Annotated in this window: 20 protein-coding genes; 6 read left to right on the plus strand and 14 right to left on the minus strand. The window is 59.4% G+C overall.

From position 1 onward, the window contains the following. Positions 1 to 48: 48 nt before the first annotated feature. Both betB and betI read right to left on the minus strand, forming a co-directional pair. Positions 49 to 1521 (minus strand): betaine-aldehyde dehydrogenase, encoded by a 1473-nt coding sequence (gene betB, locus L9059_RS11645; RefSeq protein WP_247291003.1) that lies wholly within the window; start codon positions 1519 to 1521, stop codon positions 49 to 51. Between the two features lie 118 nt (positions 1522 to 1639). Beyond that, a complete protein-coding gene (betI, locus tag L9059_RS11650) occupies positions 1640 to 2233 on the minus strand; it encodes a transcriptional regulator BetI (protein WP_247291005.1) in 594 nt (197 codons plus the stop codon). 379 nt (positions 2234 to 2612) lie between these two features. Between betI and L9059_RS11655 the strand changes: the two genes are divergently transcribed. Further along, positions 2613 to 4562, plus strand: coding sequence for a BCCT family transporter (locus tag L9059_RS11655; RefSeq protein ID WP_247291211.1), 1950 nt, complete (start codon positions 2613 to 2615; stop codon positions 4560 to 4562). Positions 4563 to 4758: 196 nt separating this feature from the next. Here the strand turns inward: L9059_RS11655 and choV are convergent, their stop codons facing one another. The 3 genes from choV to L9059_RS11670 form a co-directional block, all read right to left on the minus strand. Beyond that, complete coding sequence (gene choV / locus L9059_RS11660; protein WP_247291007.1) at positions 4759 to 5937, minus strand: choline ABC transporter ATP-binding protein; 1179 nt, start codon at positions 5935 to 5937, stop codon at positions 4759 to 4761. After that, the gene (gene choW, locus L9059_RS11665; RefSeq protein ID WP_247291009.1) at positions 5934 to 6779 is read right to left on the minus strand and encodes a choline ABC transporter permease subunit; all 846 of its coding nucleotides are present in this window, start codon (positions 6777 to 6779) and stop codon (positions 5934 to 5936) included. The genes choV and choW overlap by 4 nt, the downstream gene beginning before the upstream one ends. A 66-nt stretch (positions 6780 to 6845) precedes the next feature. After that, positions 6846 to 7793: a choline ABC transporter substrate-binding protein gene (locus L9059_RS11670; RefSeq protein ID WP_247291010.1), complete on the minus strand. Its 948-nt coding sequence runs from the start codon at positions 7791 to 7793 to the stop codon at positions 6846 to 6848. 439 nt (positions 7794 to 8232) lie between these two features. Between L9059_RS11670 and L9059_RS11675 the strand changes: the two genes are divergently transcribed. Beyond that, positions 8233 to 9609 carry an L-serine ammonia-lyase gene (locus tag L9059_RS11675; protein WP_247291011.1) on the plus strand — a complete coding sequence of 459 codons (1377 nt, stop codon included), beginning with the start codon at positions 8233 to 8235 and terminating at the stop codon, positions 9607 to 9609. Between the two features lie 480 nt (positions 9610 to 10089). Beyond that, a complete protein-coding gene (gene gbdR / locus L9059_RS11680; RefSeq protein WP_247291012.1) occupies positions 10090 to 11193 on the plus strand; it encodes a choline metabolism transcriptional regulator GbdR in 1104 nt (367 codons plus the stop codon). Positions 11194 to 11371: 178 nt separating this feature from the next. On the opposite strand, the gene L9059_RS11685 is transcribed toward gbdR, so the two are convergent. From L9059_RS11685 to choX, 6 genes are all read right to left on the minus strand, one after another. Beyond that, on the minus strand, positions 11372 to 11635 hold the full coding sequence (locus L9059_RS11685) for a hypothetical protein (protein WP_247291013.1): 264 nt from the start codon (positions 11633 to 11635) through the stop codon (positions 11372 to 11374). A 370-nt stretch (positions 11636 to 12005) separates the two neighbouring features. Next, the gene (locus L9059_RS11690; protein WP_247291014.1) at positions 12006 to 13169 is read right to left on the minus strand and encodes a gamma-butyrobetaine dioxygenase; all 1164 of its coding nucleotides are present in this window, start codon (positions 13167 to 13169) and stop codon (positions 12006 to 12008) included. A gap of 14 nt (positions 13170 to 13183) precedes the next feature. After that, positions 13184 to 13660, minus strand: a complete 477-nt coding sequence (locus L9059_RS11695) for a thioesterase family protein (RefSeq protein ID WP_247291015.1) — start codon at positions 13658 to 13660, stop codon at positions 13184 to 13186. Positions 13661 to 13788: 128 nt separating this feature from the next. After that, positions 13789 to 14754, minus strand: coding sequence for an L-carnitine dehydrogenase (locus L9059_RS11700; RefSeq protein ID WP_247291016.1), 966 nt, complete (start codon positions 14752 to 14754; stop codon positions 13789 to 13791). 140 nt (positions 14755 to 14894) lie between these two features. Then, on the minus strand, positions 14895 to 15782 hold the full coding sequence (gene cdhC / locus L9059_RS11705; protein ID WP_247291017.1) for a 3-dehydrocarnitine:acetyl-CoA trimethylamine transferase CdhC: 888 nt from the start codon (positions 15780 to 15782) through the stop codon (positions 14895 to 14897). Positions 15783 to 15857: 75 nt separating this feature from the next. Beyond that, entirely contained in the window at positions 15858 to 16802 is a 945-nt protein-coding gene (gene choX / locus L9059_RS11710; RefSeq protein WP_247291018.1) for a choline ABC transporter substrate-binding protein, read from the minus strand. Positions 16803 to 17010: 208 nt separating this feature from the next. On the opposite strand from choX, the gene L9059_RS11715 reads away from it, so the two are divergent. Continuing rightward, positions 17011 to 17955 carry a GlxA family transcriptional regulator gene (locus L9059_RS11715; protein ID WP_247291019.1) on the plus strand — a complete coding sequence of 315 codons (945 nt, stop codon included), beginning with the start codon at positions 17011 to 17013 and terminating at the stop codon, positions 17953 to 17955. Positions 17956 to 18012: 57 nt separating this feature from the next. Here L9059_RS11715 and L9059_RS11720 read toward each other — a convergent pair whose 3' ends face one another. Beyond that, positions 18013 to 18429, minus strand: a complete 417-nt coding sequence (locus L9059_RS11720) for a DUF3010 family protein (protein ID WP_247291020.1) — start codon at positions 18427 to 18429, stop codon at positions 18013 to 18015. Between the two features lie 68 nt (positions 18430 to 18497). Continuing rightward, positions 18498 to 19412 (minus strand): LysR family transcriptional regulator, encoded by a 915-nt coding sequence (locus L9059_RS11725; protein WP_247291021.1) that lies wholly within the window; start codon positions 19410 to 19412, stop codon positions 18498 to 18500. Positions 19413 to 19592: 180 nt separating this feature from the next. Between L9059_RS11725 and L9059_RS11730 the strand changes: the two genes are divergently transcribed. Then, on the plus strand, positions 19593 to 20927 hold the full coding sequence (locus L9059_RS11730; RefSeq protein ID WP_247291022.1) for a nucleobase:cation symporter-2 family protein: 1335 nt from the start codon (positions 19593 to 19595) through the stop codon (positions 20925 to 20927). A 62-nt stretch (positions 20928 to 20989) separates the two neighbouring features. Beyond that, the gene (locus L9059_RS11735) at positions 20990 to 21499 is read left to right on the plus strand and encodes a nucleoside deaminase (protein WP_247291023.1); all 510 of its coding nucleotides are present in this window, start codon (positions 20990 to 20992) and stop codon (positions 21497 to 21499) included. A 112-nt stretch (positions 21500 to 21611) separates the two neighbouring features. Here L9059_RS11735 and L9059_RS11740 read toward each other — a convergent pair whose 3' ends face one another. Then, positions 21612 to 22013, minus strand: coding sequence for a lysozyme inhibitor LprI family protein (locus L9059_RS11740; RefSeq protein WP_247291024.1), 402 nt, complete (start codon positions 22011 to 22013; stop codon positions 21612 to 21614). Positions 22014 to 22236 lie beyond the last annotated feature (223 nt).

Raw genomic sequence — 22236 nt, forward strand, 5'->3', positions numbered from 1 at the left:
AGGTCGCGGTGGCCGGGCTGCCACAAGAGCCCCTGGCACCGCGTCCGATCAGAACACCGAGGCGTAATCGCCCAGTTCAACCTGTACCGATTTAATGCGCGTGAAGTTGTTCAGCGAGCTGATGCCGTTCTCGCGGCCAACACCCGACTGCTTGTAGCCACCCACCGGCATTTTCGCGTCGGACTCGCCCCAGGCGTTGATCCAGCAGATACCGGCTTCCAGTTGGTGAATCACTCGGTGAGCGCGGTTCAGGTCCTTGGTGACGATACCGGCGGCCAGGCCGAAGTCAGTGTCGTTGGCGCGACCGATCACTTCTTCTTCGCTGTCGTAGGTCAGGATCGCCATCACCGGGCCGAAGATTTCTTCGCGAACGATGGTCATCTCGTCTGTGCAATCGGTGAACACGGTCGGTGCCACGAAGGCGCCTTTGGCGAAATCACCCTCGGTCAGACGGCTGCCACCACACAGAACGCGAGCGCCTTCTTCTTTGCCTTTGGCGATATAACCCAGCACGCTTTCCATGTGGGCGAAGCTGACCAGCGGGCCGAAGTTGGTGTTCTCGTCCTCGGGGTTGCCGATGCGGATGCGCGCTACTCGCTCAGCGATCTTGGCTTCGAAAGCCGCCTTCAGCTGGGTCGGTACGAACACGCGAGTGCCGTTGGTGCAGACTTGGCCGGAGCTGTAGAAGTTGGCCATCATCGCGGTGTCGGCGGCGCGATCGAGGTCGGCGTCATCAAAAATGATCAGCGGCGATTTGCCGCCCAGTTCCATGGTCACCTCTTTCAGCGATGAGCTGGAAGCGCTGGCCATGACCTTCTTGCCGGTGTCGGTGCCACCGGTGAAGGACACTTTCTCGATGCGCGGGTGCTCGGTCAGCCAGGTACCGACTTCACGGCCACTGCCGGTCAGAACGTTGAACACGCCAGCCGGAACGCCGGCTTCGGTGTAGATCTCGGCCAGTTTCAGGGTCGTCAGGGAAGTCACTTCACTTGGCTTGAAGATCATCGCATTGCCGGCTGCCAGGGCAGGGGCAGACTTCCACAGGGCGATCTGAATCGGGTAGTTCCACGCGCCGATACCGGCTACCACGCCCAGCGGCTCGCGACGGGTGTAGACGAAGGAAGTGTCGCGCAGCGGAATCTGCTCGCCTTCGATGGCCGGCACCAGGCCTGCGTAGTATTCCAGCACGTCGGCACCGGTGACGATGTCGACATACTTGGTTTCGGAGAACGACTTGCCGGTGTCGAGGGTTTCCAGGGCGGCCAGTTCATCGTTGCGCTCGCGCAGGATGTCGACGGCGCGACGCAGGATGCGCGAACGCTCCATGGCGGTCATCGCGGCCCAGATTTTCTGGCCCTTTTCGGCGCTGACTACAGCGCGTTCCACGTCTTGCTTGGTCGCACGCTGGACGTTTGCGAGGACTTCACCGTTAGCCGGGTTGATGGCTTCGAAGGTGGCGTCGCTGCTGGCGTCGCTGTAGCCGCCATCAATGTAGAGTTTTTGCAGTTCGAAACGGGCCATAAAGTCCTCGCAAGAGCATAAGTGGGTTGGCGGTAACCACTGCGGGTGAAGCCAGGTCCCCTAAGGTTGTGGCAACACCGATCAGTAGCAGTTCAGGGGTTGAGCGTTTATGTGTGCTCTAACTCACCTGCTTGGCCAATTGGATATCCATGTATTCGTAAGCGATCTGTTGGGCCTGCTCGGTGTCGAAAGCATCTCCCGACAGCGCGCCGCGTAACCACAAGCCATCAATGAGGGCTGCCAGGCCACGGGCTGCACTGCGCGCGTCATCGAGCGGCAATACACGGCGGAACTGGCAGCACAGGTTGGAATACAGACGGTGATCGTTGATCCGCTGCAACCTGTGCAAAGACGGCTGGTGCATGCTGGTGGCCCAAAAGGCCAACCAGGTTTTCATTGCCGGGCCATTGACCTGGCTGGCGTCGAAGTTGCCTTCGATGATCACCTGCAGATGCGCCTGCGGGCTGTCATCTGTCAGCGCCTGGCGACGCGCGGTGACGTTCTCGCTGAGTACATTCATCAGATACCGCATCGTGGCGGCGATCAGGCCATTCTTGTCCTGAAAATAGTGACTGATGATGCCATTCGAGACACCGGCCAAACGGGCGATCAGCGCAATGCTGGCGTCCCCCATTCCGACCTGATCGACAGCCATCAATGTGGCTTCGATCAACTGCTGGCGGCGGATGGGTTGCATACCGACCTTGGGCATCTTGCACATCTCCTTAGGCCTTCCGGCAGACGTGGAACGTCTATCGGATTGAGGGCCAGTCTATTTTGTTTTGATTGAACGTTCAATCAACAAAGAATAAGCTCTGCGACAAATCGTCGCTGTTTACAGATTTTTCCCACGTGTAAGTGGCGATAAACCGACATCCAAAATCGCTCGAAACCTTGGCGCCCCGGCGCTTGCGGGCTTTTGCGCATTTTCGGGGTGTCTTTATATCACCCGCTGGTCGGCTGCCAACTAACCGATTGGTCGGGTACCGCTTTGCCTTGTGTTCTTCTCTCGCACTGCCCGGAGCATCTGTGCCATGAGTTCTGCCTCTCTTATAAAGACCCCACCCGAGAAGGTGACGGTCAACGGTTGGGTGTTCTACACCTCTACCGCGCTGATCCTGTTATTGACCGTCATTCTAATCATCGCCCCGCAAGAGGCCGGCAGATTGCTCGGCATCGCCCAGGCCTGGTTGTCCCGCAGCTTCGGCTGGTACTACATGGTGGTGATTGCCGCTTACCTGGTGTTTGTCATCGGCCTGGCGTTCTCGTCCTACGGCAAACTCAAGCTGGGCAGCAAGGACGACTCCCCGGACTTCAGCTATGGCGCCTGGGCGGGCATGCTGTTCTCGTCGGGGATCGGCATCTCGCTGTTGTATTTCGGTGCTTCCGAACCCCTGGATCACTACTTCAACCCGCCGGAAGGCGTGGCCGGCAGCAACATGGCTGCACGTCAGGCGGTACAGCTGACGTTCCTGCATTGGGGCCTGCATGGCTGGGCGATTTATGCACTGGTCGGCCTTGCCGTGGCGTACTTTGCCTACCGTCATAACCAGCCGCTGGCGTTGCGTTCGGCGCTGTACCCGCTGGTGGGTGAGCGCTGGGTCAAGGGCGCGGCCGGCCATGCGGTAGACGGCTTCGGCATGTTCGTGACCTTGTTGGGGCTGGTGACCAACCTGGGCATTGGCTCGCTGCAGGTGTCGTCGGGCCTGGAAAATCTGTTCGGCATGGAGCACAACAACACCAACCTGCTGATCGTGATCATCGTGATGAGCACCGTGGCGACCATTGCTGCGGTGTCGGGCGTGGAGAACGGCATTCGTCGGTTGTCCAATCTGAACATCATCCTGTTCAGCGGCTTGTTGATTTTTGTGCTGTTGTTCGGTCCGACCCTGCACCTGCTCAACGGCTTTGTGCAGAACATCGGCGACTACATGAACGGTATCGTGCTGAAAACCTTCGACCTTTATGTGTACGAAGGCGACGGTGCCAAGACCGAACGCTGGATGGGCCTGTGGACCCTGTTCTACTGGGCCTGGTGGATTTCCTGGGCGCCATTCGTGGGCATGTTCATCGCGCGTATTTCCCGTGGGCGCACCGTGCGTGAACTGGTAGCCGGCGTGCTCCTGATTCCGCTGGGCTTCACCCTGGCGTGGCTGTCGATCTTCGGTAACTCGGCCCTGGACCTGGTGATGAACCATGGGGCGGTGGAGCTCGGCAAGACCGCGCTGGAACAGCCGTCCATGGCGATCTACCAGTTGCTGGAGCATTACCCAGCCTCGAAAGTGGTGATCGGCGTGTCGATCTTCGTAGGTTTTGTGCTGTTCCTGACGCCAGCGGATTCCGGCGCGGTGATGATGGCGAACCTGTCGTGCAAGGGTGGCAATGTTGATGAAGATGCGCCGCACTGGTTGCGGATCTTCTGGTCTGCGGTGATCACCCTGGTGACCATCGGCCTGTTGTTTGCGGGTAACTTCGAAGCCATGCAAACCATGGTAGTGCTGGCTGGCCTGCCATTCTCGGTGGTGCTGGTGTTCTTCATGTTCGGCTTGCACAAGGCCATGCGCCAGGACGTGCAGATCGAACAGGAGCAGGCGGAGCTGGCCGCGCGCGGCCGACGTGGTTTCAGTGAGCGCCTGACCCAGTTGGACCTGCAACCGAACCAGTCGATCGTTCAGCGTTTCATGGACAAACAGGTGTCCCCTGCGGTGGAAGAGGCGGCGGTGCTGTTGCGCGGCCAGGGCCTGGATGTGCAGACATTGCTGGGCAAGGCCAAGCGCTGCATGGGCCTGCGGATCGAGATGGAAGAGGGAAATCCGTTTGTCTACGAAGTGAGCCTGGATGGGTATCTGGCAGCGGCCAGCGATATGGTCTCGGCTGAAAGTGCTGATGAACCTCGTGCGCGCTACTACCGTGCCGAGGTGTACCTGCACAACGGCAGCCAGGATTACGACTTGATGGGTTTCACCCAGGATCAGATCACCCGTGACGTGCTCGATCAGTTTGAAAGCCATCGGCAGCTCCTTGGCCGTGTCTATAGCTGAGATCAGGCGATGCGGTAAAGCTGTTGTGGCGAGGGAGCTCGCTCCCGCTGGGTTGCGAAGCGACCCCAAGAATTTGTGAGTGCTGCGCACTCAAGCGGGAGCAAGCTCCCTCGCCACAGGTGTCAGCATTTCAAGCGAGATATTTGCACTAACAAAAACGCCGCGATCCTCTCGCGGCGTTTTTGTGTCTGCTGTCTTACCCCAGGTTCTTGCCGAGCAGCGCGTGATAAAGCTCGCTGTCCCCCAGAATCCCGACCACCTTGTTGTTGTCGTGCAGCACCAGCTTGTTGCCGGTCTGGTAACGAATCTGCAACGCGTCGCGCATGCCGATGTTCGAGTCCACCAGGGTCGGCAGGCGACCCAGGCCATCCACTGCCTGCCCGGGTGCCCAGTTCTGCAGATCAAGGCTTGCACCATTCTGGTGGGCGCCCTTGATGGTGTTACCTTCGGCCAGGTCCAGCCACGAATCGCCACTCGGGTCGAGGCATACCGAACCGTTGATGCGTTTGCACTTGTCCAGGGTGCGCATCAGGCTGCGGCCACACAGCACGTTCAGCGGGTTGGTATGGGCAACGAACGTTCGCACGTAGTCGTCCGCCGGGTTGAGAACGATTTCCTCGGGCACGCTGTACTGGATGATCCGACCGTCTTTCATGATCGCGATGCGACTGCCCAGCTTCAGGGCTTCATCGAGGTCATGACTTACGAAGACGATAGTCTTGCTGAGCTTGCGTTGCAGTTCCAGCAACTCATCTTGCAGGCCCTGGCGAATCAATGGGTCAAGCGCCGAGAACGGTTCGTCCATCAGCAGGATGTCGGCGTCCATGGCCAGCGCACGGGCCAGGCCGACGCGTTGCTGCATGCCGCCGGAGAGCTCGTCGGGCTTCTTGTTGCGCCATTGGGTCAGGCCTACCAGTTCGAGTTTTTCATCGACCAGTTTCTTGCGCTCCTTCTCCGGACGCCCCTGCATTTCCAGGCCGAAGCTGATGTTCTCGCGCACCGTAAGCCAGGGCATCAGGGCGAATTTTTGAAACACCATGGCGATGCGCTTGGTGCGCATCATCTTCAGCTCTGCTGGGGTACAGGAAGCGATGTCGATCTGCTTGCCTTCGTGTTCTACGAACAGCTTGCCGCGGCTCACGGTGTTGAGGCCGTTGATGCAGCGCAGCAGGCTGGATTTACCGGAACCGGACAGGCCCATCAGTACGCAGATTTCACCTTTCTCAATGTCCAGGCTGGCGTTTTCCACGCCAACGATCTGCCCGGTTTTCTTCAGGATCTGGTCGCGGGTCATGCCCTGGTCAAGCAGCTTGAGCGCCTCTCGCGGGTCCTTGGAAAAGATTACGTCAACGTCTTCGAAGCGAATAATGCTCATGCGTCACCCCCTGCTTTAGCGTCGGGTTGTTTGCAGATACGGTCGAGCATGATCGCCAGCAGTACGATCGCCAGGCCGGCTTCGAAGCCCAGGGCGATATCAGCAGTGTTCAGTGCGTTGACCACGGGTTTGCCCAGGCCGTCGGCGCCCACCAGTGCGGCAATCACCACCATCGACAACGACAACATGATGCACTGGGTGATCCCGGCTGCAATGCTTGGCATCGCGTGGGGCAGTTCAATCCGTGAGAGCAATTGACGGCGCGAGCAGCCGAAGGCTTTGCCGGCGTCCATCAGTTCCTGTGGAACATCCCGGATACCCAGGTATGTCAGGCGGATCGGCGCGGCGATCGCGAACACCACCGTGGAGATCAGTCCCGGCACCACGCCCAACCCGAAGAGGGTCAGGGTCGGAATGAGGTATACGAAGGTCGGTACGGTCTGCATAAGATCGAGCACCGGACGCATCATGGTGTAGAACATAGGCTTATGCGCGGCAACGATGCCCAGCGGCACACCTATAACCACGCAGACCAGGGTGGCGAACAACACCTGGGCGAGGGTTTCCATGGTTTCCTGCCAGTACCCCAGATTGAGGATCAGCAGGAAGGAGGCGATGACAAAAACCGTCAGTCCCCACTTTCGTTGAATGAAATGCGCAAGCAGTGCGACAAGGCCGATCAATGCCAGCGGGTTGAACCAGGTGAGCGCAAAAGTCACGCCGTGGATCATCGTTTCAAGAGTCACAGCGATTGCGTCGAAGGTGTTGGCGCCATGTTGCGTCAACCATTCGACGAAGCCCGCAATGTACTCGCCTAAAGGGATTTTCTGATCAATCAGCATGGTATTGAACGTCCGCATGCAAGGAAATAACAGCTCGGGCAACCTGGGGTTGCCCGGCATAAACGATTACTGTGCGAGCTTGGCTTTCACGGCCTCCAGGCCTGGTTTACCGTCAATGGTGGTTACGCCAGCGAGCCAGGTATCGAGCACCTGTGGATTCTTTTTCAGCCAGGCCTTGGCGGCCGCATCAGGTTTCATCTTGTCGTCCAGGACGTTGCCCATCAGCGTGCTTTCCATGTCTAGGGTGAACGCCAGGTTCTTCAGCAACTGACCGACGTTGCTGCATTCCTGGGCGTAACCCTTGCGGGTGTTGGTGAAGATGGTCGCCTGGCCGAAGTTGGGCCCGAAGAAATCGTCGCCGCCGGTCAGGTATTTCATCTTGAAGCGAGTGTTCATCGGGTGTGGTTCCCAGCCCAGGAATACCACTGCGGTGTTGCGCCGCTGCGCACGATCGACTTGCGAGAGCATGCCTGCCTCGCTGGACTCGACCACCTTGAAGCCGGCGTCCTTGAGGCCGAAGGCGTTCTTGTCGATCATGCTCTGGATCAGACGATTGCCGTCGTTGCCGGGTTCGATGCCATAGATCTTGCCGTCGAGCTCCTTCTTGAACTTGGCGATGTCGGCAAAATCTTTCAGCCCCTTGTTATACAAATCTTCGGGAACAGCCAAGGTGTATTTCGCGTCTTCAAGGTTGGCGCGCAGGGTGTCCACGGTACCGGCATCACGATAGGCCTTGATGTCGTTTTCCATGGTCGGCATCCAGTTACCCAGGAACACGTCCATGTTCTTGCCGTCGGCCAGGGACTTGTAGGTCACCGGCACGGAGATCATTGTGGTTTTGGTCTTGTACCCCAGTGCGTCGAGCACGACGCTCGTGGTAGCGGTGGTGACGGTGATGTCGGTCCAGCCGACATCGGAGAAGTTTACGGTGCTGCATTGAGCCGGTTCTACAGCTTGCGCCAGAGCCGGCAGACTAAGCATGGCGGCCAACAACAACGACGGGGAACCTTTCATTGACGGACTCCTGGGTGTTTTTTTTGGCAGTGTTCCGACTGGACCACCGCACTTATAGATAGGTTGCGGTTGGATGGCGTTTTCAGACAGCTCTACCACGGCGCCTTGCAATCGAGTCGATACGATCATGTACCAGTGAAAATCTGACGCCTACAGGGTGCGTCGTATCCAGTACAGGGATGGTCGCATCCAGTGTCGGTGACGTCGTTTACAGCTTTTTTCTGCCCTGTTTGCCCCTCTGCTCCGCAAAAAAACGGCGAAACCATAGCGTTGGCGACTCGCGGCGTTGGCGGACAAGAGTACGTCGGTTCGAGACGTCGAACGACCGGGTAAAAGCCTGATGATGCAGCCATATCGGCGGATTGCAGCTTGAGCGTAGCAGCTCCGTCACTGGGCGCTTCTGCGTCTGGAGTTGGGCATATCCAGGAGTTAGGCAGTAATGGCTATCAGCGTTTTCGACCTGTTCAAAATCGGCATTGGCCCTTCCAGTTCGCACACTGTGGGGCCTATGCGCGCTGCAGCGCTATTCGTGCAGGGCTTGCGTGAGCAGGGACTGCTTGAGCAGGTGAGGCGCGTCGAAGTCCAGCTTTATGGTTCGCTGTCAGCCACCGGCATCGGTCACGGTAGCGACAATGCGGTGATCATGGGTTTGATGGGTGAGTGGCCGGACGCGATCGATCCGTCGCAGATCGGCATTCGCATCGCTACCCTGCGTGAAACTGATGAGTTGCTGCTTGATGGCCATTTGCCGGTTCCGTTCATCTGGGCCCGGGATATGCGCCTGATTGACGAAAACCTGCCATTCCATCCCAATGCCATGACGTTGATTGTTGAAGGCGAAGCGGGAGAGCTGCACCGCGATACCTACTATTCAGTGGGCGGCGGTTTTGTCGTGGATCAAGCGCAGGCCAGCAGCGGCGTGGTGGATATGGATCGCACCGAGTTGCCATACGATTTTTCCAGTGCGGTCGAGTTGCTGAGTCTGTGTCAGGAACACAACCTGCGAGTTGCCGAGCTGATGATGGCTAACGAAAAGGTCTGGCGCAGTGAAGACGAAATTCGTGCCGGGCTGATGAAGCTCTGGCGAGCCATGCAGGACTGCGTCGAACAAGGCCTCAAGCACGAAGGCATCCTGCCGGGTGGCCTGAATGTGCGACGTCGAGCCGCCAGGTTGTACCGCAGTTTGCAGGAGCTTGGAAAGCCGAATGTAATCGGCTCGACGCTGAGTGCGATGGAGTGGGTCAACCTGTTCGCCTTGGCGGTCAACGAAGAAAATGCTGCGGGTGGGCGCATGGTCACTGCGCCGACCAATGGCGCGGCGGGGATCATTCCCGCAGTGCTGCATTACTTCATGAAGTTCAGCGAAGCAGTGACTGACACCAATGTCGTGGACTATTTCCTGAGTGCGGCGGCGGTGGGAATCCTGTGCAAGAAGAACGCTTCGATCTCCGGGGCCGAAGTCGGTTGTCAGGGTGAAGTGGGTTCGGCCTGTGCCATGGCGGCGGCGGGGCTGGCGGAGATCCTCGGCGCCACGCCGGAGCAGCTGTGTAACGCGGCTGAAATTGGTCTGGAGCATAACCTCGGACTGACCTGCGACCCGGTGGGCGGACTCGTGCAGGTGCCGTGCATCGAGCGCAATGCGATTGCGGCGGTGAAGGCGATCAATGCGGCGCAGATGGCGTTGCGTGGGGATGGGCAGCATTTCATCTCGCTGGACCGGGTGATCCGCACCATGCGCGATACCGGGGCGGACATGCATGACAAGTATAAAGAGACGTCGCGGGGCGGGTTGGCGGTGAGTGCCGTCGAGTGTTGAGACCGTGTTGAACCCATCGCGGGCTTGCCCGCGATGTTGCCAGATCAGTCAAAACTGCGCGCAAAGTGAACACGTAATCCCTAATACGCCACCTTTTAGCGCGTCGCTTACAGATAAGCGACTTCGACAGGATCGGGGATCCCAATCGTCGCTGACCGCCTGTCACCTGTGCTTGTGGTGACACTCTCTCAGGACACGCCGCAGCCCTGTTCCCACAAGTGCTACCGATTTGCTCACACCTCACCCGGCCTAGCGCCTGTCCTGCCTGATGGCCATTTAAACCCCTACTATCCACGTGTCCTTTTTTAGAAGCATCGGGACACATTTCGACGTCGTTTTTAGGAGTTATTGAACGCGCATTCAATTTTAGGCATGGCAATTGCTCTGTCATTACAAAGCCAGTCTCCCACGCGAGAACGACGGCAATAACAAGAGCCTCCGCCTGAGGCCATCACCCGCTTTGTGTGAGGAGATATTGCGATGACCACGTTCAACTCCGGGGCTCAACCCCAGAACCGTGCGCCTCAATCCATCGGCTTTCTGCTGCTGGATAATTTCACGCTGATTTCTCTGGCGTCCGCAGTGGAACCGCTGCGCATGGCCAACCAGTTGTCCGGTCGCGAGCTGTATCGCTGGACCACCCTCACCGTCGATGGCGGGCAGGTCTGGGCCAGTGACGGCCTGCAGATTACGCCCGATTGCTCCATGCACAAGGCGCCCGCGTTGGACACCATCATTGTTTGCGGCGGTATTGGCATCCAGCGAACTGTGACCCGCGAACACGTGTCATGGCTACAGAGCCAGGCGCGCCAGTCGCGTCGTCTTGGCGCGGTCTGCACCGGTAGCTGGGCCCTGGCGTGCGCCGGGTTGCTGGACGGTTTTGATTGCAGCGTGCACTGGGAATGCCTGGCATCGATGCAGGAAGCTTTCCCGCGCGTGGCCATGAGCACTCGGTTGTTCACCCTCGACCGTAATCGCTTCACCAGCTCTGGCGGCACCGCGCCCCTGGACATGATGCTGCACCTGATCAGCCGCGATCACGGACGCGAACTGTCGGCCGCGATCTCGGAAATGTTCGTCTACGAGCGCATCCGCAACGAGCAGGACCACCAGCGTGTGCCGCTCAAGCACATGCTTGGCACCAACCAGCCGAAGTTGCAGGAAATCGTCGCGCTGATGGAGGCCAATCTGGAAGAGCCGATCGACCTGGATGAGCTGGCGGTGTACGTCGCGGTGTCGCGTCGTCAGCTGGAGCGGTTGTTCCAGAAGTATCTGCATTGTTCGCCGTCGCGCTACTACCTGAAACTGCGCCTGATCCGCGCTCGGCAATTGCTCAAGCAAACGCCGATGTCGATTATCGAAGTGGCGTCGGTGTGTGGTTTTGTTTCCACTCCGCACTTTTCCAAGTGCTATCGCGAATACTTCGGCATTCCGCCGCGTGACGAGCGCGTGGGTTCCAATACCACGCAACAGGTAGCAATGATGCCGCTGCCGCAGGCATTGGTGCTGTCGCCGTTGTCGGGGCCGTTGTCGGCAATCAGTCAGGCGCGTAATGAATCGACTTTTGCCAGCGTAAGGCTCTAGACCGTACGGGCTGCTGTGGCGGGGGAGCTTGTCGATCGTCGCAGCGGCCCTCTGGGCTGTGAAGTAGCCCCAAAGCCGGTAAATGCTTTCTTCCAGGCAGATCGCATTTACCGGTTTGCGACCGCTTCGCGCTCGAGCGGGAGCAAGCTCCCTCGCCACAGTGTTTACACTTCAGAGATCAGGCGCTTCGGCTCTGCTGGTACGCCGCCAATGCCGGCAGTAACTGCTTGTCGATAGCCTGGCGTACAGCCGGCAGGATGGTCGCGCTGCTGGTATACATCTGCTTGACCATGGTTCGTAGCGTTATCGCCCGTTCATCATTCAAACCCCGCACCGCGCACTCGCAAGCCTGTTCGGCGCTAGAGCCGCTCGGTACTTGAAAACCCAATGACTTCAGCTGGCCCAACAGGTCTTCCTGGTCAATCAAATCGGCGTGCATCATGACGCAATCCTTCTTCAGGGAACGGTGTCGTGGCTCGATTCTCATCGGGGGGCGCGGTGGCGGCAAGGGCGATTTGTCGTAATGGCCGCGATACCTATGAACAGGTCGTTTTCGGCTAATTGCGCCGAGAGGGGAGTGGGCACACTGGTTTCAGCTGGCTTCACGAAGGTTGGTCACCCTCGCGCAACGGCTCCTCAACAGTACCCACCTCTGCCCCGATCCTGTCACGGCTTGATCGGGGTTTTTTTTTGCCGGTGAACAGGAAAGAAATGCGGTGTCTGAGCTGCCGCCTTCGCGAGCAAGCCCGCTCCCACAGGTGTACGCATTCCAATGTGGGAGCGGGCGTGCTCGCGAAGAACGATGAAGCGGTCTAGCGTTGCAACACAAGAATCCGCGACAACAGCTCATCGCGATCAACATAACAACCCTGAAAATGCCGGGCCCCGGTGGCGGGATCAAAAGCATTGCGTGCATGCAGGGTACGGCGATTGTCAAAGCACCAGAGCTCGCCGGGATTGAGCCTCTGCATTAGGCGAAACCGGGCCTCGCGTGTCATTTCGATAAAGCGCCGGTATGCCCGATACAGCCTGGGCATATCGTCCACTGACGCATCGAATGGGCCCCGCAAAAAGTTCGCCATGCGAATTTCCGCGACCTGTCCCAGTGCATCCAGGGCAATGATCGGTGCGAGGCAGCGGTAATCGCTGTGGCGATCCTTGTTGCGAAACTCCACGGGGATTTCGCACAAGGCTTGGAACGACTCGGGATCTTCCTCGCGCAACGCCTGGGCAATGGCAAAACCGTCAACGAAAATACTCTCGCCGCCCTCGGCGTCATTGACCAGGCAGTGGAGAAATTGCAGCCCGGGTTGCAGCTCTCGGGTTGGTAAGTCACTGTGCAGCGGCAGGTTGAAAGCGGTGTAGGCGTTGCTGTCGGCATCGGCCTTGGATTGCACGTTGAACAGCACGCCGAAATTGCTCTCGCGGATAAAGGAAATGCGCTGGGCGATCAGCTTCAGCGAACCGGGCTCGGTGGGCACGCCGCGCACCTGGGTCAGGCCGATGTCGCGCACGGCCAACAGCCACTGCCGCAAAGCGCCTGTGTCGGTCATCAGCTCTGAATATTCGAACACCGGCAGCTGCAGGTCACTGCGCCAAAGGCTGGCCTTGGGTTTGCTGGCTCGACGCTCGGCACGGGACTCTTCGTCATAGGCATGAGCGCGCAACCAGCCTGGGTCGAACCGGCTGATATGACCTTCTTGCCAGTCGACATACAGGCAGCCGTCGGCATCGATGTGCACCTGGGATGGTATGAGGTCCTGGCCGACGTCGACGATTTCCAGCACCTGTTCCCGGGTCACCGTGTAAACGCACAGCGGGCACGGGCAATTGTCCCGCAGCCACTGGTAATGAAAAGGACTGATGCGTCCGTCAGCCCACGTTACCTGGACCCGGTCCGCCAGGGTTTGCACGGCGGTCAACGCGCTGATCAATGGATAAGTTCGGAAGTCGGCAAAAGCGGCGGCGGTGTTCAACGGCGATCTCCTTGTTATTTTTTAGCGGGTAATGCGATCACTCGGCCAATGTACTCGGGAGTCGGCAGGTCGGTTTGCTCGGCGACGATGGCTTGCAGCTTGTTCAAGGTGCCTTCACTGAATGGCGCGGATCGGGGGCCTGCGAGGTCAACGTGGAGCAGCATTTGCTCGTTACCTGCCAGCTCGCTGTCATCCCCCACAAGATGCAGGCTGTGATAGAGATGCAGGCGCTTGCTGTCGTGGCCGATGATCCGGGTGTGTACTTCGACCTCGGCGTCGAGCTTCACTTCGTGCAGGTAATTGAGGTGCAGTTCGAGAGTAAACAGCGAGTTGCCGCTGGCTTCGCGGTGGCTGCTGTCCATGCCCAGGCGATCCATCAGGGCGTCGGTCGCGTAGCTGAAGATGAGCAGGTAGAAGGCGTCGCGCAGGTGGCCGTTATAGTCGACCCAGTCGGGGATGATTGTGGTTTGGTAGGTGGTCAGTGCAGGCATGGTTCGGGTTCCGATGATGAGGGTGACTGGGCTGGCCCCATCGCGAGCAGGCTCGCTCCTACATAGATAGCCGCTCGGGCAACTGTGGGCGCGAGCCTGCTCGCGATGGGGCCAGGCCTGCTGACGCTTTACTCGCTGAAAGCCATCCCATGCTTCTCTTTGGTGTTTTTCACCGCTTCCAGCACCGCCAGCAGGCAATCATCACGATAGCGCTCCAGCGCCGAAATGCTATGCGTGCCCAACTGATCACTGGTGCCATCCACCACATCATCGATCAACTTGTCGGTCAGTTCCGGCGCCGGCAGATAAGTCCACGGCAATTGCAGCGCCGGGCCGAACTGCGCCATGAAATGCCGCATGCCGGCGTCGCCGCCTGCGAGGGTGTAGGTCAGGAAGGTACCCATGAACGACCAGCGCAGACCCGCGCCAAAACGAATCGCATCATCGATTTCACCGGTGGTCGCCACACCGTCGTTCACCAAGTGCAGCGCCTCACGCCACAGCGCTTCGAGCAATCGGTCGGCGATAAAGCCGGGTACTTCCTTGCGCACATGCAGCGGACGCATGCCCAGGGCTTCATAGACTTTCATCGCCGCTTGAACAGCGTCCGGAGCCGTGTTTTTACCGCCCACCACTTCCACCAGCGGCAGCAGGTAGACCGGGTTGAACGGGTGGCCAACGACGCAGCGTTCCGGGTGGACCGAGCTCTCGTAGAACTCGCTGGGCAAAAGGCCCGAAGTGCTGGAGGCGATCAGGGCGTCGGGTTTGGCTGCCACACTGATTTTGCGGTGCAGTTCGAGTTTCAGATCCAAGCGCTCAGGGGCGCTTTCCTGAATGAAATCGGCATCACGCACACATTCTTCGATGGTCGCGACAAAGCGCAGGCGGTCCTTTGAAGCCCCGGGTGCCAAGCCTTGTTTTTCCAGTGCGCCCCAGGCGTTGGCGACGCGTTTGCGCAGGGCAGCTTCAGCGCCGGGCGCCGGATCCCAGGCCACTACGTCGAGGCCGTGGGCGAGGGCGCGGGACACCCAGCCGCTGCCGATGACACCGCTGCCCAAGGCGGCGAAGGTTTTGATTTCGGTGATGAACGTCATGGCGACTTCCTAAAAGAATTCGGTGATCCCTGTGGGCGCGGGCTTGCCCGCGATGACGGTATTCCTGCCGAAGAAGATATATCGGTAGTCCCGGCGCTATCGCGGGCAAGCCCGCTCCCACAGGTGAGGTGTGGTTCGGCTCAACCGCGCTGGGTCAGGCCCATTTTTGCCCGGCCTTCGGCTGGGGTCAGGACGCGGGCGCCCAAGCGGCTGAGGATTTCGCTGGCGCGCTCCACCAGTTGGCCATTGGTGGCCAGCACGCCCTTGTCCAGCCAAATGTTGTCTTCCAGGCCGACCCGCACATTGCCGCCGAGCAACACCGCTTGTGCCGCCATTGGCATCTGCATGCGCCCGATGCCAAAACCGGCCCAGACCGCGTTGGCCGGCAGGTTGTCGACCATGGCTTTCATGGTGGTGGTATCCGCCGGCGCGCCCCATGGAATGCCCAGGCACAGCTGGAACAGCGGATCATCAAGCAAACCTTCCTTGATCATCTGCTTGGCAAACCACAGGTGCCCGGTGTCGAAGATTTCCAGCTCGGCCTTTACGCCCAGCTCTTGAATGCGCTTGGCACCCGCCCGCAGCTGCGCCGGGGTGGACACGTAAATGGTGTCGCCATCGCCGAAGTTCAGGGTGCCGCAATCCAGGGTGCAGATCTCCGGCAGCAGTTCTTCAACGTGGGCCAGGCGGGTCAGAGGGCCTACCAGGTCAGTGTTGGGACCGAACTCCATCGGGTTTTCACCAGCGCCAATTTCCAGGTCGCCGCCCATGCCCGCGGTAAGGTTGACGATGATGTCGACGTCCGCCTCGCGGATGCGCTCCATCACTTCACGGTACAACGCTACGTCGCGGCTGAACTTGCCGGTGTCGGGGTTGCGCACATGGCAATGGACCACAGTGGCACCGGCTTTGGCGGCTTCCACGGCGGCGGCTGCGATTTGTTTCGGGGTGACCGGTACATGCGGGCTCTTGGCGGTCGTGTCGCCAGCACCGGTGAGTGCGCAGGTGATGATGACGTCGTGGTTCATGAGGCGGGTTCCTTGCAGGCGTGATGATGCCGTCCGCAGCCCGGTCGGGCTGCGATTCGGCGATTCAGTCAGGGTTTATTTACGGGTCAGTTTCAGGTATTCAGCTGCCGGTTTGCCGTCGAAGGTGGTCACGCCTTCGAGCCAGCGCTGTTTGTCCTGCGGGTGATCCTTGAGCCACTGCCTGGCCGATTCGAACGCGTCCTTGTGATCCAGCAGCGGCTGCATCATCCGGCTCTCGTCTTCGGCGGAGTAGGTCAGGTTGCTCAGCAGGCGGCCGATGTTCGGGCATTGCTGCGCGTAGTTCGGCGCGGTAACGGTCCAGACCGTGGCCATACCTTCGTTCGGGCCCAGGGCATCTTCGCTGCCGGTGAGATAGGTCATCTGCACGTTGACGTTCATTGGGTGCGGCGCCCAGCCGAAGAACACCACGGCCTCTTTGCGCCGCACGGCACGATCCACTGCCGCGAGCATGCCGGCCTCACTGGACTCGACCAGTTGGAATTTGCCGAGGCCGAACTGATTCTTGGCGATCATCGCCTTGATCTGGGTGTTGGCGCCCGAGCCTGGCTCGATGCCGTAGATCTTGCCGCCCAGTTCCTTCTCGAACTTGGCGAGGTCGGCGAAAGTCTTCAAGCCTTTGTCGGCCAGGTAGGTTGGAACGGCGAGGGTCGCGCGGGCGTCTTTCAGACTCGGCGCATCAAGCACCTTGACCTGTTTGGCGTCGACGAAAGGGGTGATGGTCTGGGTCATCAGCGGGTTCCAGTAGCCCAGGAACAGGTCCAGGCGCTGGTCGCGAATCCCGGCGAAGATGATTTGCTGGGATGCGCTGGTTTGTTTGGTGTTGTAGCCGAGGCCGTCGAGCAAGACCTGGGTCATGGCGCTGGTGGCGATTACGTCGGTCCAGTTCACCACGCCCATACGTACGTTCTGGCAGGACGCGGGTTCGGCCGCCATGACGCCGGTGGTCAGGAAAGCGGTACCGCTGAGTGCAAGAACACAGCTGCGGATGAGTCGTTTCATGTCGGGTTCCTCGGCAGACGTTATTGTGGGTTCCGGTGTCTATGTGCACCGGTGATGCCAAGTTACGCAGCTAAGCTCCCGTGAACGCGCACTATGGCGACCAGCTCTTGCACTGGAGCGACCTGTCCTCTTGAATGCCCCTTGCAACTGGCGTATCAACGTTCACACGCTTCCCGCCCTCTCGTTACCTGCCAGTCGAGTGCGCTCCATGTCTCAGGATTTCTATTTCTTGTTGATGCCGGGTTTTTCCGCCATCGGTTTCATCTCGGCCATCGAGCCGCTGCGGGTGGCCAATCGCTTTCGCGGTGAGCTCTACCGCTGGCACGTATTGAGTGCCGACGGCGGCGCCGTCCTCGCCAGTAATGGCATGTCGGTCAACGCCGATGCCGCGCTGGAGCCGCTTGGCAAGGGGGCGACTTTGCTGGTGGTCGCCGGCTTCGAACCGCTGAAATTCGCCACGCCCGCGCTTGAGCACTGGCTGCGCCGGCTGGACAGTGAAGGCGTGATCCTGGGCGCAATCGATACCGGCAGCTTCGTCCTCGCCGAGGCGGGGCTGCTTGATGGCCATCGTCTGACTCTGCACTGGGAAGCCATCGACGCCTTCAAGGAATCCTATCCGCTGCTCAGCGTCACCCAGGAGCTTTTCGAGATTGACCGCAAGCGCATCACCTCAGCTGGCGGCACGGCATCCATCGACCTGATGCTCGACCTCATCGGCCAGGCCCACGGTCCGGAACTGGCGATTCAGGTCAGCGAACAATTCGTGCTCGGCCGCATCCGGCCGCGCAAGGACCACCAGCGCATGGAGGTCGCCAGTCGGTACGGCATTCGCAACAAGAAACTGGTGCAGGTGATCGGCGACATGGAGCAGCACAGCGAGCCGCCGTTGAGTACGCTGGCGCTGGCCGAATCAATCAGGGTGACGCGCCGGCAACTGGAACGCCTCTTTCGCCTGCACTTGAACGACACACCGAGCAATTTTTATCTGCGGTTGAGGCTGGAGAAGGCGCAGCAACTGTTGCGTCAAACGGACATGAGCGTACTGGAAGTGAGCATTGCGTGCGGGTTTGAATCGCCGTCGTATTTCACTCGCAGCTATCGAGCGAAATTTGAGCGGTGTCCACGAGAAGACCGCCGCACCGCAAAAGCATAAACACCTGAGAACCCTGCGGGAGCAAGCCCGCTCACACTTAGTTGATCTGTTTTCGCTTTATTTCTTCATCAGGGCAGAACACGCCGCCTTGTACGCCTCATGCTGGTATTTGTTCAACGTCCCCGGCAGTTCAAAATTGTGCTTCTTGGCCTGGGCATTGATTGTCTGCGGCGACAGCAATGTCACCTCACAACTCTCCAACAACTGAAAAACCCCCTCGATTTTGAAGGTGGTCGGCCCACCGGAAAACTCACCTTTCTTGCTGCGTTTTTTGATCACGATCCGGTCGATGGCGTTCTCCCGAATAAACGACGCAACCTGCGCGGCAAACACTTTGACGTTCGCGGCTTCGTCGTCATCGTCCAGGGCGATTTTCTTGGTGGGCAGGGGCAGGTGTCTGAGCGCCTGATCGTCGAGGGACGCGACGGCGATGATGGCTTCGCTGCCTTTGATTTCAATGCCGCAGATTTTCATTTCGTGCCCTTTTCAGTCGGTGAAATGTGAGGGTGACGCAGCCTCGAAGTGAAGTCACGGCATGATTGTTACAGGGTGGTCGACTGCCCCCGACGGTCCAGTTCAAACACTTTGTTCTGTTGCAGCCGTGTCTTCAGCCAATGCTCGGCTTTGCCCATCTTGCGAGTGCGTGCCCAGAGCAGGTCAACGCCCACATGCCAGTCAGTGTGGGGATACGCGCCCAATTGCAGTTCGACCAGTTCGCCACTGGCCAGTTCACGTTGGATCAACTGGCGTGGCAGCGTTGCCCACCCTAGGCCGGCCCGGACCATTTCCAGTAGCGCCAAGTAGTTTTCGGCCTGCCAGAGCCGGGTGGAACGAAGATACTCGCTGCTGGGTAATTTCTCGGCGTGAGCGCTGAACGCCAGGCGGCGGTGCACGTGCAGGTCCTCGAAGGTCACGCTACTCAACTTCGCCAGCGCATGAGCCGGGTGGCACACGTGCAGCATGATCAACTTGCCCATCTGCTGGAACTCGAGCTGCGGCGGGTACTGCGGCTGGGAGAAAGCGATCCCCAGTACGGCCTGGCCTTGGGCTACGAGTTCGCTGACATCCCCATATACCGGGTGCCGGATAACCAGATCAACATAGGGGAAAGCCTGTTCGAACTCCAGTAGCGCCGGCATGACGGCGTTGTAGGGCGTTTCAATGGCCAGTGAAACGCTGGGTTCGATCGCGTCGGACAGGCAGTCCGCATGTGCCTGTAGGGTCAGGCAACGTTCCAGCACCGACTGCGCCTGCAACAACATTTTGTGGCCGGCTTGAGTCAGTACCGGGTTGCGATTCGAGCGATCGAACAGTTCCACGCCCAGGTCCTGTTCCAGGTTGGAAATCGCCACGCTCACGGTCGACTGAGTCTTGCCCAGCTTGCGCGCGGCCGCAGAAAACGACCCGCTTTGCACGGCTTGGACGAATGTTTGCAATTGGTCCAGCGAGAACTGCATGGGCGTGACCTCAATGGGCATATCTATCGTTAAAGACGATGGTTGCTCATTTGCTCCATCGTTTACAAGCAGAGAGTATCGGGCCTGAAACGAGCTCTTCTGCTGCATCGATTTGCGCTGTGCCTGGCCTGTGGACGCCTCCCAGGACTACAAGAAAAAGCACTTCAGGAGACATTCGATATGAGCAATTCACAGGTTCATCCGGTGGACGAAGTCTTGCCGGTTCGCCAGTTGGTGACATTCGGTTTGCAGCATGTGCTGGTGATGTATGCAGGTGCGGTGGCGGTACCACTCATTTTGGGCAGCGCCCTGGGGCTGACGTCGGCGCAGGTGGTGACGTTGATCAATGCGAATCTGCTGACGTCGGGCATCGCCACGATGATTCAGACCCTCGGCTTCTGGAAGTTCGGGGCTCGCCTGCCGCTGATTCAGGGCTGCTCATTTATTGCCCTGGCGCCGATGATCATGATCGGCAATGAGTTCGGGCTCACTGAAGTGTTCGGCGCGGTGATCGCGGCGGGGGCGATCACCATTGCCCTGGCGCCGGTGTTCAGTCGGTTACTGCGGTTTTTCCCACCTGTGGTGATCGGCAGCCTGATAACCATCATTGGTATTTCCCTGATGCCAGCCGCGGCGATCTGGCTAGGTGGCGGCAACCCCGATTCGGCAGACTTTGGCTCGCCGTCGAATCTGCTACTGGGGCTGGCCACGGTCATCGTTACCTTGGTGATTTATGCCAAATTTTCCGGCTTCATTGGCAACCTCAGCGTATTGATCGGCTTGTTCGTGGGCAGCCTGATCGCGGCAGCGTTCGGTATGACGCACTTCGGGCAGGTTAGCAGCGCGGCCTGGTTCGAGCTGAGCCCGCCCATGGCGTTCGGCATGCCGCAGTTTTCCTTGATGCCGATCCTGGTCATGACGTTGGCGATGTTGGTGATCATGGCCGAAACCACCGGCAACTGCCTGGCGATCGGCAAATTGACCGGCAAGACCACCACCCAACAAACCCTCGGCAATGCATTCCGTGCCGACGGGCTATCAACAATGCTCGGCGGGTTGTTTAACAGCTTTCCTTACAACGCTTTCACCCAAAACACCGGCCTTATTGCGCTATCCAACGTCAAGAGCCGGTATGTCGTGGCCTCGGCAGGGGCAATCATGGTGCTGATGGGCCTGTTTCCCAAGCTAGGTGCGCTGATCGCTGCGGTGCCGACACCAGTGCTGGGCGGTTGTGCCGTGGTGATGTTCGGCATGACCACGGTGGCCGGTATCCAGGAGCTCTCGCGGGTGACATTCGAGGGCACTCGCAACGCAATCATCGTCGCTGTATCGATCAGTGTCGGCGTGTTGCCGATGTCGTTCCCGGCGCTGTTCGAACACGCCAGCGGCGCTCTCAAGCTGGTGCTGGAAAGCGGCATCTTCCTCGGCGCGATCACCGCGATCGTGCTCAATATCCTGCTCAACCCGCAGAGCAGGCGCGAGCCTGCGGCACAAGCCGCGGAGCTGGCCGACTGACAGGTGTTTAGCCCCTGTCCGGTGCGGTCAGGGGCACAGTTGAAAATAATAAGGAGTTTCACATGACAAGCTTCACTTGCGCTGTACCTGCCGGCATCACCGAACTTGATCTGCAACTGCTGCGCCGTTCTCTTGAGCTGGCCGAAGAATCCAAGGCCCGTGGCCGTCATCCGTTTGCTGCATTGGTCGCAGATGCCAGCGGTACTATTATCGCGGCGGCGGGTAACAACTCCATGCCGCCCGAGGGCGACCCCACTCAACACGCCGAGCTGGTCGCCGCGGCACAGGCGGCCAAGCTGCTAAGCCCGGCTGACTTGGCCCAGTGCACCCTCTACACCAGCGCCGAACCCTGCTGCATGTGTGCGGGTGCGATTTACTGGACGGGCATTGGTCGTGTGGTCTATGCGCTGTCCGAACATGCCCTGCTTGGCCTCACGGGTGACCACCCGGAAAACCCGACTTTCTCGTTGCCGTGCCGGGAAGTGTTCGCTCGCGGACAGCGGCAGATTCCGACATTCGGGCCGATGCTGGAAGCCGAGGCGGCCCGGGCGCATGAGGGTTTCTGGAGGTGATAGGGTAGGGCGGTTTTTCGTGGGGTGGAGGCGTGCGCCTTCACTCAGCCCGGGATGAGCCGGGTCAAAAGATCGCAGCCTCGTTGCACTCGACAGCTCCTACACAGGCAAATCAGTCCTGCCCAACCGACTCCAGAAACTCCGACCGCTCATCACTCATCCGTGCCACGCAGTCATTCTGCGCGATCTTGAACGCCTTGCTGCCGCTCGTCGCCGGGAACGCTTCAACTGCGCAATCGGCGTCCCGCGTTTTCAGCCATTGTTGCTGTGCCGCTTTGATTTTTGCGGTGATGTCTGCCAACTGGGCCGGGTTATTGCCGTAGAGCGTTTGCATCCGCTCGGCCAGGGTCTGGTAGTTGTCCTTGAGCAGGTCTTCGGCGGCGGTTCGTCCGTAGACCGAGCATTCGAGGGTCTGGACGTCGTTTTCGACAGCGTCGCAGGGGGTGCTCTCGGATTCTTCTTCCGCGTGCACACCCGTGGCGATCAATGCCAGAACCAGAAAGATCATTTTCATTGCGCTAGCGTCCTTCATTCCAGTAGAGCCTCAGTGAAGCATCCAGTCGTGCGGCGGATTCTGGCTCAAGCGCGCGGGCTTGAACAGGCGGGTGAGCGGGCGTGGCGACGACCCTTTGTCGCGGATTGACGCTTTCGGCAATTCCCCTGTCGTTTTTGCACCCGGCTGTCCCAGTGCTCAGGCATATGCTGGCTCCAAAGCGCCGACACACGATTCGGCGCAT

The sequence above is a fragment of the Pseudomonas violetae genome (assembly GCF_023072615.1).
Lineage (GTDB): Bacteria > Pseudomonadota > Gammaproteobacteria > Pseudomonadales > Pseudomonadaceae > Aquipseudomonas > Aquipseudomonas violetae.

Bases quoted from the DNA above. Each gene is read 5' to 3' on its own strand.
- betB (WP_247291003.1), bottom strand. From the start codon at position 1,521: ATGGCCCGTTTCGAACTGCAAAAACTCTACATTGATGGCGGCTACAGC.
- betI (WP_247291005.1), bottom strand. From the start codon at position 2,233: ATGCCCAAGGTCGGTATGCAACCCATCCGCCGCCAGCAGTTGATCGAA.
- choV (WP_247291007.1), bottom strand. From the start codon at position 5,937: ATGAGCATTATTCGCTTCGAAGACGTTGACGTAATCTTTTCCAAGGAC.
- choW (WP_247291009.1), bottom strand. From the start codon at position 6,779: ATGCTGATTGATCAGAAAATCCCTTTAGGCGAGTACATTGCGGGCTTC.
- L9059_RS11670 (WP_247291010.1), bottom strand. From the start codon at position 7,793: ATGAAAGGTTCCCCGTCGTTGTTGTTGGCCGCCATGCTTAGTCTGCCG.
- L9059_RS11675 (WP_247291011.1), top strand. From the start codon at position 8,233: ATGGCTATCAGCGTTTTCGACCTGTTCAAAATCGGCATTGGCCCTTCC.
- gbdR (WP_247291012.1), top strand. From the start codon at position 10,090: ATGACCACGTTCAACTCCGGGGCTCAACCCCAGAACCGTGCGCCTCAA.
- L9059_RS11685 (WP_247291013.1), bottom strand. From the start codon at position 11,635: ATGATGCACGCCGATTTGATTGACCAGGAAGACCTGTTGGGCCAGCTG.
- L9059_RS11695 (WP_247291015.1), bottom strand. From the start codon at position 13,660: ATGCCTGCACTGACCACCTACCAAACCACAATCATCCCCGACTGGGTC.
- L9059_RS11700 (WP_247291016.1), bottom strand. From the start codon at position 14,754: ATGACGTTCATCACCGAAATCAAAACCTTCGCCGCCTTGGGCAGCGGT.
- cdhC (WP_247291017.1), bottom strand. From the start codon at position 15,782: ATGAACCACGACGTCATCATCACCTGCGCACTCACCGGTGCTGGCGAC.
- choX (WP_247291018.1), bottom strand. From the start codon at position 16,802: ATGAAACGACTCATCCGCAGCTGTGTTCTTGCACTCAGCGGTACCGCT.
- L9059_RS11715 (WP_247291019.1), top strand. From the start codon at position 17,011: ATGTCTCAGGATTTCTATTTCTTGTTGATGCCGGGTTTTTCCGCCATC.
- L9059_RS11720 (WP_247291020.1), bottom strand. From the start codon at position 18,429: ATGAAAATCTGCGGCATTGAAATCAAAGGCAGCGAAGCCATCATCGCC.
- L9059_RS11725 (WP_247291021.1), bottom strand. From the start codon at position 19,412: ATGCAGTTCTCGCTGGACCAATTGCAAACATTCGTCCAAGCCGTGCAA.
- L9059_RS11730 (WP_247291022.1), top strand. From the start codon at position 19,593: ATGAGCAATTCACAGGTTCATCCGGTGGACGAAGTCTTGCCGGTTCGC.
- L9059_RS11735 (WP_247291023.1), top strand. From the start codon at position 20,990: ATGACAAGCTTCACTTGCGCTGTACCTGCCGGCATCACCGAACTTGAT.
- L9059_RS11740 (WP_247291024.1), bottom strand. From the start codon at position 22,013: ATGAAAATGATCTTTCTGGTTCTGGCATTGATCGCCACGGGTGTGCAC.